The organism is Haladaptatus sp., assembly GCF_049589095.1.
Classification (GTDB): Archaea; Halobacteriota; Halobacteria; order Halobacteriales; family Haladaptataceae; genus Haladaptatus.
This window is the reverse complement of record NZ_JBAWAC010000236.1, coordinates 1-6,469: the sequence shown is the minus strand read 5'-3', so window position 1 is coordinate 6,469 and position 6,469 is coordinate 1. Positions and strand designations below refer to the sequence as shown.

At 61.0% G+C, this 6,469-nt stretch carries 8 protein-coding genes; 4 read left to right on the top strand and 4 right to left on the bottom strand.

Translation table 11 applies throughout. From position 1 onward, the window contains the following. Positions 1–100: 100 nt before the first annotated feature. Both WBV42_RS07785 and WBV42_RS07780 read right to left on the bottom strand, forming a co-directional pair. Positions 101–550 carry a universal stress protein gene (locus WBV42_RS07785; RefSeq protein ID WP_423985516.1) on the bottom strand — a complete coding sequence of 150 codons (450 nt, stop codon included), beginning with the start codon at positions 548–550 and terminating at the stop codon, positions 101–103. A 449-nt stretch (positions 551–999) separates the two neighbouring features. Next, positions 1,000–1,764 carry an enoyl-CoA hydratase/isomerase family protein gene (locus WBV42_RS07780; RefSeq protein WP_423985515.1) on the bottom strand — a complete coding sequence of 255 codons (765 nt, stop codon included), beginning with the start codon at positions 1,762–1,764 and terminating at the stop codon, positions 1,000–1,002. Between the two features lie 54 nt (positions 1,765–1,818). Here WBV42_RS07780 and WBV42_RS07775 point away from each other — a divergent pair, with 54 nt between their 5' ends. The 3 genes from WBV42_RS07775 to mobA all read left to right on the top strand — a co-directional run bounded on the left by WBV42_RS07775 (position 1,819) and on the right by mobA (position 4,610). Further along, entirely contained in the window at positions 1,819–2,202 is a 384-nt protein-coding gene (locus tag WBV42_RS07775; protein ID WP_423985514.1) for a PaaI family thioesterase, read from the top strand. Positions 2,203–2,415: 213 nt separating this feature from the next. Next, entirely contained in the window at positions 2,416–3,969 is a 1,554-nt protein-coding gene (locus WBV42_RS07770; protein ID WP_423985513.1) for an NADH-ubiquinone oxidoreductase-F iron-sulfur binding region domain-containing protein, read from the top strand. A 17-nt stretch (positions 3,970–3,986) separates the two neighbouring features. Next, positions 3,987–4,610 (top strand): molybdenum cofactor guanylyltransferase, encoded by a 624-nt coding sequence (mobA, locus tag WBV42_RS07765; RefSeq protein ID WP_423985512.1) that lies wholly within the window; start codon positions 3,987–3,989, stop codon positions 4,608–4,610. A 168-nt stretch (positions 4,611–4,778) separates the two neighbouring features. Here the strand turns inward: mobA and WBV42_RS07760 are convergent, their stop codons facing one another. Both WBV42_RS07760 and WBV42_RS07755 read right to left on the bottom strand, forming a co-directional pair. After that, positions 4,779–4,976, bottom strand: coding sequence for a hypothetical protein (locus WBV42_RS07760; protein WP_423985511.1), 198 nt, complete (start codon positions 4,974–4,976; stop codon positions 4,779–4,781). Positions 4,977–5,036: 60 nt separating this feature from the next. Further along, positions 5,037–5,678, bottom strand: coding sequence for a helix-turn-helix domain-containing protein (locus tag WBV42_RS07755; protein ID WP_423985510.1), 642 nt, complete (start codon positions 5,676–5,678; stop codon positions 5,037–5,039). Between the two features lie 84 nt (positions 5,679–5,762). Here WBV42_RS07755 and WBV42_RS07750 point away from each other — a divergent pair. Next, a partial coding sequence (locus WBV42_RS07750; RefSeq protein ID WP_423985509.1) for a Phenylacetic acid catabolic protein occupies positions 5,763–6,469 on the top strand: 707 nt, incomplete at its 3' end.

Here is a 6,469-nt window from a genome sequence, read left to right as displayed (position 1 = left end):
TCGGTTGACCGATCCGTAAACAGAGGAAGTCGAATCGCGTGGGAACCTCGCTGTTTTTACGCGAGCACCGAACCAGCGGTTGAGCAGTAGCCTAGTACGACTATTCGTTCGAACTCTCATCGTCCATTCCTCGAATGACCAAGACGGGACGACCCGTGCTTCGGATGACCTTTTCCGTGACGCTTCCCATGAGGAAGTGTTGTAAGCCGCTCCGACCGTGGGTCCCCATCACGATAACGTCCGCGTCGATGTCAGTAGCATAGGAGAGGATTTCCTCGTGCGGAATTCCACGCTCGATCGCCGTTTTGACTGGAATCCCTCTCGTGGTGGCTTGCGCTTCGACATCTTCGAGCGCTTGCTCGCCAATCTCCGATAATTCGTCTTCGAGGGTCAACCACTTCGTATCGGAGAGCGTGTTGTAATTCCGTGTGTCGATGACATAGAGTGCATGAATCGTCCCTCCCATCTCCTCAGCGAGATCGAAGGCTTCCGTCATCGACTTGGCCGCCCCATCGCTCCCATCGGTCGGCACAAGAATTCGCTCGTACATACGTAATAATTCACGTTCAAACAAAATAATGCTACTCTCTCGCGCGAGAGAACCATCCGTAACTCGTCCTCGGACAGCGGATGTGAGTTCGATACGGATCGAGACTGCCCACCGAGAATCATCAGTTCAATGACGAGAATTGGTATACTGTGTACATGAATGTAAGAGAAGGGCGATGGAGTCCGCCTGTCCCAATCGCCCGTAAAATCTCACACCGGACTCACACGACGAAATACGAGGGTGAACCGATTCCCGATGCAAAATTCAGTTCGATCTTCCAAAAGATACCCTTGGGAACCCCGAACGAGGAATATCGAGACAGATGCAATTTCATAGAGCGAAATGAAGTTTATCAGTTCGACGTTCGACAGCCCATCACGAGAAGATGATGGACAGAATTCATAAAATCCGGTCAGATCCGCCGACTACGAGGTACCCGCTGGGGCGGTTCACTCGAAGTCGGGTTCTCGACCTTCCAGAAACGCCGAGACGCCCTCCCTGTGGGCGGGCATGTCGTAGGCCTGCGATTGAACCATCGTCTCGTAGTCGAGCGCTTCGCGCCAGTCCTTGCCCAGATTCTCGTGGAGGGCCTGCTTGCCGAGCGCGATGGTGTGGGTTGGCTGGTCGGCCAGTTGGCTCGTCAGTTCCTCGACCCGGATGTCGAGTTGCTCCTCGGAGACGGCACCGTTCACGATGTCCAACTCGGCCGCCTCCTCAGCCGAGATTAGCTGGCCGGTGAAGGCGAGTTCCTTCGCCTTTCGTAGACCGACGAGTCGTGGGAGGATGAACGTTCCACCCATGTCGGGGATGAGACCGACGTTGATGAACGACGCCGCGAACCGCGCGGATTCGGTGGCGTAGGCGAAGTCCGCCGCCGTGACGAGCGCCATCCCCGCACCGACCGCGTCGCCGTTGACCTTCGCCACGACCGGAACCGGCGCGGTGAGGACTTCTTCTACCACGCGCGAGAGCGTGTCGCGGACGCGTTCGTAGGCCTCCCTGACGTTCTCCTCGCGCTCGGCCATCGACTCGATGTCGCCACCCGCGCTGAACGCCTTGCCTTCGCCCGTCAACACGACCGCGTCGTGTTTCGTCGGGTCGTTCTCGGCGAGGATTTCGGCGAGTTCGCCAGCCGCCTCGGGCGTGAAGGCGTTTCGAACCTCGGGGCGGTCAAACGTTATCGTCCGAATGCCGTCGTCGTCGGAAACGTGCATACTGGAGAGGGTCGCCCCAAGCACATTTAATTACTTCCCGTGTGCAATCGTGGTATGGACATCGAAGCGTTTTTCGAAGGAATGCCGTTCGCCGACCTCCTCGGGGTCGATGTGACGGAAGCGGCGGATGGACACGCCGAGGGGCGACTCGAAATGCGCGAGGAACTCTCGTGGAATCAGGACCGACTCATGGCTCACGGCGGTGTCGCGTTCACCCTCGCGGACACGGTCGGCGGCGCGGCGCTGGTGTCGCTCAACGATCAACCGGTTCCGACCATCGACATGCGAATCGACTACCTCAGCGCGGGAACGGGTGACCTCCGCGCCGAGGCCGACGTGGTGCGAAACGGGAGCGACGTCGGAACCGTCGATGTGAACGTCTACGACGAGGACGGCGAACACATCGCCGAAGCACGCGGCGTCTACAAAACGGGGTGAGACGATGAAGCGATGTCACTCAGCACTCATTACGTTGCTCGCCCTCGCGGCTGTCATTGCGGTCGTCACCGTCCGACGAAAGGAGTCCAAGTCGGAACTCGAACCGCCGTTCTGACGACGTCACGGTGACCGTATTCGACGACGCATTTTTCATCATCCTGTCGGTATTTTGGTCATAATCTTTTATCCACTGGCAGTGCCAGTATATGGGGAATGGGAACTTCTGATTCGTCTGCACTCGATGCACCCGTTCTTCGCGTCTCGGATGGGGCGGGACGCGAGGACGCGAAGGTAGTGCTCGATGGTGCACGCGACGCGGCGGAAACGGTCGCAGTGGTGAACGTCGGCCCGGTCGGAATCGAGGAGCTAACACCGCTCGCAGCGGTTACGAACGACGGAACGACCGCCTTTCATGCGAACTGTACGCCCGAACACGCCCGGACCCTCGTCGAAGCGCTGGAGGACGGTACCGTCGTCGAGGAGGACGCATATGCTGTCGTCTCCCACGACGAGAGGGAAACGGAACTTCCGATTCCGGACGACGGACCCCTCGCGGTCGGCCACCGGGACGTACTCGGACGCTGTGGATGGACGGACCCGACGACAGCGGACGGCTACGACGGATTCGTCGCCGAAGAAGCGGCGGACGCTCCCGAGGCAGTCCTCGAACGAGTCGAAACCCTCGGTTTGCTCGGCCGGGGACGCGGCGATGCATCGATGGACGAACCCATCGCCGAGGAGTGGACCGTCGCCCGTGAAACCGACGGCGACCCCGTCGTCGTCGTGAACGGGGGCGAGACCGACGACCGCAACGGAACTGACCGACTCCTGCTGGAAGCCGACCCGATTTCGGTCCTCGACGGAGCGACGACCGTCGCACACGCCGTCGGGGCGGCGGACATTATCGTGTACGTTCCCGAATCGACCCACGCCACCCGTGATCGCGTTCGAGAAGCGATGGAAGCGTTTTCCGAGACGGATGTCGGCGAGGACGTGACGATTCAAACGGCCGAGGCCCCCGACATGTACATGGCGGCGGAACCGACCATGGCTCTCGAAGCGCTGGAGGGCAACGACCGACTGGAGGCCCGTCTCCGCCCGCCGTCGCCCGGCGAATACGGATTGTACGGGCGGCCGACCATCGTCCATACGCCGCGGACGTTAGCACAGGTTCGGCGGGCACTGCGCTCGCCCGACGCCTTCGATGCGGAGGATGCGGACCCCGGAACCCGACTTGTGACGGTTACGGGTGACGTGGTTGCGCCTGCAACGCTCGAACTCCCGACCGGCGGGAGTTTGAAGACGGTTCAGGATGCGGTGAGCCTCGATAGCGAATTCAAGATGGCCTGCGTCGGCGGCCAGTTCGGCGGCGTCACGCGCTCGCTCGACCACACGCCGAGCGCACCGGCGCTAACCGGTGCACACCTCGGAACGGACGGCGTTGTCGAACTGTTCGACCAATCCCGATGTGCGGTCGCGACCGCCGGGACGCGGGCGAAGTTCGCGGAGGAGGAAAACTGCGGGCGCTGTGTCCCGTGCCGTGAAGGGTCGAAACAGTTGACGAACCTCGTGCGGGATGTCTATTCCGGCGATTTCAAGGACGACATGCTCCGCGAACTCGGCCGCACGTTGCGAGAGACGAGCATCTGTCAGTTCGGCAAGGACGCATCGCGGCCGGTGACGACCGCGATGGACGAATTCGAACCCGAGTTCCGCGCACACGCCGAAGGACGATGTCCGAGCGGTGCGTGTCGTGAGAAACGATAACGACGAGTTCGAACAGCATGCCCGCAGGAGTCGTCATCGCTGGAGGGTACTCGACCCGATTCGGGGACGCGGACAAAGCGGTCGCACCGCTCGCCGGGGTGCCGATGGTGCGCCGCGTTGCGGACGGAATCGAGGGCGTAATCGACGAACTCGTCGTCAACTGCCGCGAGGACCAGCGGTCGGCCATCGCCGACGCTCTATCCGACTTCTCACCGTCGGTCCGATTCGCCATCGACACCATACCTGACGCCGGTCCGGTAGCCGGGATTCGAACCGGTCTCGCGGCCTGCGATCACGAGTACGCCGCTGTCGTCGCCTGCGACATGCCGTTCGTGGACCCGAAACTGGTTTCCTATCTGTTGAATCAAGCACGCGGTCACGACGCCGCAGTACCTCGATTCGAGGGGTGGTTGCAGACGACCCACGCGGTGTACCGGACGGACCCGATGGTTCGGGCGTGCGACGACGCGCTCGACCGTGACGAACGGCGAACCGTCGAACCGCTGTCGGAACTGGAGTACGTAGTGATCGAGGAGGACGACCTTCGTGACCACGGGTCGTTGACCTCGTTCGAGAACCTCAACACCCGCGATGAGTTCGAACGCGCCGCCGCGACGCTTGGTGGGGACGAACGTTTATAGGGAAAGACGCGGCCACGGCCGGTATCCGCTGACGAACGCCGTGGAGCGACTCGCGGGAGTACGGCACACCGCTCCACGTCCGGCCGTGCCGTCTGTTCGCCGTTTCACCCATCCAGTTCACGCTCCGCGAAGCGTTGCGTATCGGGACGCATCGGAAATCGAGGAGGACTATTTCGAGCTACTGGCGTCCGAACGCGAGTCGGCGTTCTCCAGTATCGACAGGGGAATCAACACGATCAGGAAAAAACCGATCACGTAGCCCAGCAGTGCGAATCCATCGGGTAGCGTGTGGGCTTGTGAAAGACAGAGATACCCGAGGACGAGGAGGAGGGGCTCAGGTCGGGAAGGGACTTCGAAGGCAGGCACGAACTGAAAATATCAGGGAAGAGGACAAGAATCTTGCGTCTAGTCGGATCGTGAACAGTATCACGCGAACATCTGCGAGAACATCGACCGCTCGGCGCGACGGAGCCGTTCCAGAAACGCGGATTTGCTGATTCCCAACTCGCCAGCCACATCGCTTGCAGTGGTCTCGCGGGGGACGCTGAAGTAGCCGAACTCCAAGGCAGTTCGGAGGGCGCGTTCCTGTGCGGGCGTCACGTCCCACTGTTGGGCCACGGCGTTTTCGTCCTCGGATCCGAGTTGATGGACGCGTTCGAGTCGCATGCCGACAGTCTCGCCCGCTGCTTCGAGGACGCCTTGGAGCACGTCGTGACCCACGACCGCACCCGTGAACTTCGCGTTCCCCTCCCGGTAGCGAAGCGACTCGGCCATGAACCCGACGTTGGTGAGTTCGTGGACGACACAGGCATGCTTGGAGAGACAGCGGAAGTTCCGTCTGCCGTCCGTCGTGGTGACGTGCAGGTATCTGATTCGATCATCCCCGTCGAGGACGTCGACGAGCGCATCGTTTTCAGCCGGGGCGCTGAATCGGAGGAGTGTGTAGCCGTCGTCACGGTGCTGTGGCGGCTTGCAATCGATCCGTGTCTCCGCCTTGCGTGATGCCTCGGCGAGCGGACAGTCATCGCCCGTGACGGCGAATTCCACGACGAGGCATTCGTCTATCATGGAGCGTATGTAGGCAGGGATTGTATTTAAACCCCGTCTATAGGCGGGCAAATTGGTATGGGCCGGGATCGATAATTATCGACCATGGACATAGAGACCGTCAAGGAGCGTGCCGGTCCTCGGCAATTTAGTCCGAAGGACGACATGCCCGAGGAGTACCGGAAGGCCGCGACCCGGATGATTCAGTTCCACGCGAACTCCGAAATCATGGGCGCGTATCTCGAACGCCCGTTCATCCGACAGGCTCCGAGCCTCGACCGAAAGCTGGCGTTCAGCGCGAAGGTGCAGGACGAGATTGGCCACGGACAACTGCTCTACCGCGCCGCCGAGTCGCTCGGCATCAAGACCCGCGATCAGATGCTGGACGAATTGGCGAACGGGGAGGGCAAATTCCTGAACTGCTTCCACTACCAGATGGAGGAGTGGTGGGAAACGCCCATGATCGCTTTCTTCGTGGACGGTGCCGCGATGCGCCGACAGGCGACCCTGAAGCGCACGAGTTGGGAACCCTACGCCCACGCGATGGACAAGGTCTGTTTCGAGGAGGGCTTCCACGTCAAACACGGCGAGGACATCATGCGCGAACTGTCGATGGGGTCGAAAAAGGAACAGGAACTCATGCAGGACGCCTTCGAGGAATGGTGGCCACGCATCATCCAATTCTTCGGCCCGACCAACGACAAGAGCACCCACCACGACTTCTCGTCCGAAGTCGGGTTGAAGACGATGTCGAACGACGAACTCCGTAGCGCCTTCCTTACCGCCTACATCCCAAAGGCGAAGAAGTACGG

Coding starts and splice junctions, on each gene's coding strand:
- WBV42_RS07770 (WP_423985513.1), top strand. CDS start 2,416: ATGGGAACTTCTGATTCGTCTGCACTCGATGCACCCGTTCTTCGCGTC.
- WBV42_RS07775 (WP_423985514.1), top strand. CDS start 1,819: ATGGACATCGAAGCGTTTTTCGAAGGAATGCCGTTCGCCGACCTCCTC.
- mobA (WP_423985512.1), top strand. CDS start 3,987: ATGCCCGCAGGAGTCGTCATCGCTGGAGGGTACTCGACCCGATTCGGG.
- WBV42_RS07755 (WP_423985510.1), bottom strand. CDS start 5,678: ATGATAGACGAATGCCTCGTCGTGGAATTCGCCGTCACGGGCGATGAC.
- WBV42_RS07780 (WP_423985515.1), bottom strand. CDS start 1,764: ATGCACGTTTCCGACGACGACGGCATTCGGACGATAACGTTTGACCGC.
- WBV42_RS07785 (WP_423985516.1), bottom strand. CDS start 550: ATGTACGAGCGAATTCTTGTGCCGACCGATGGGAGCGATGGGGCGGCC.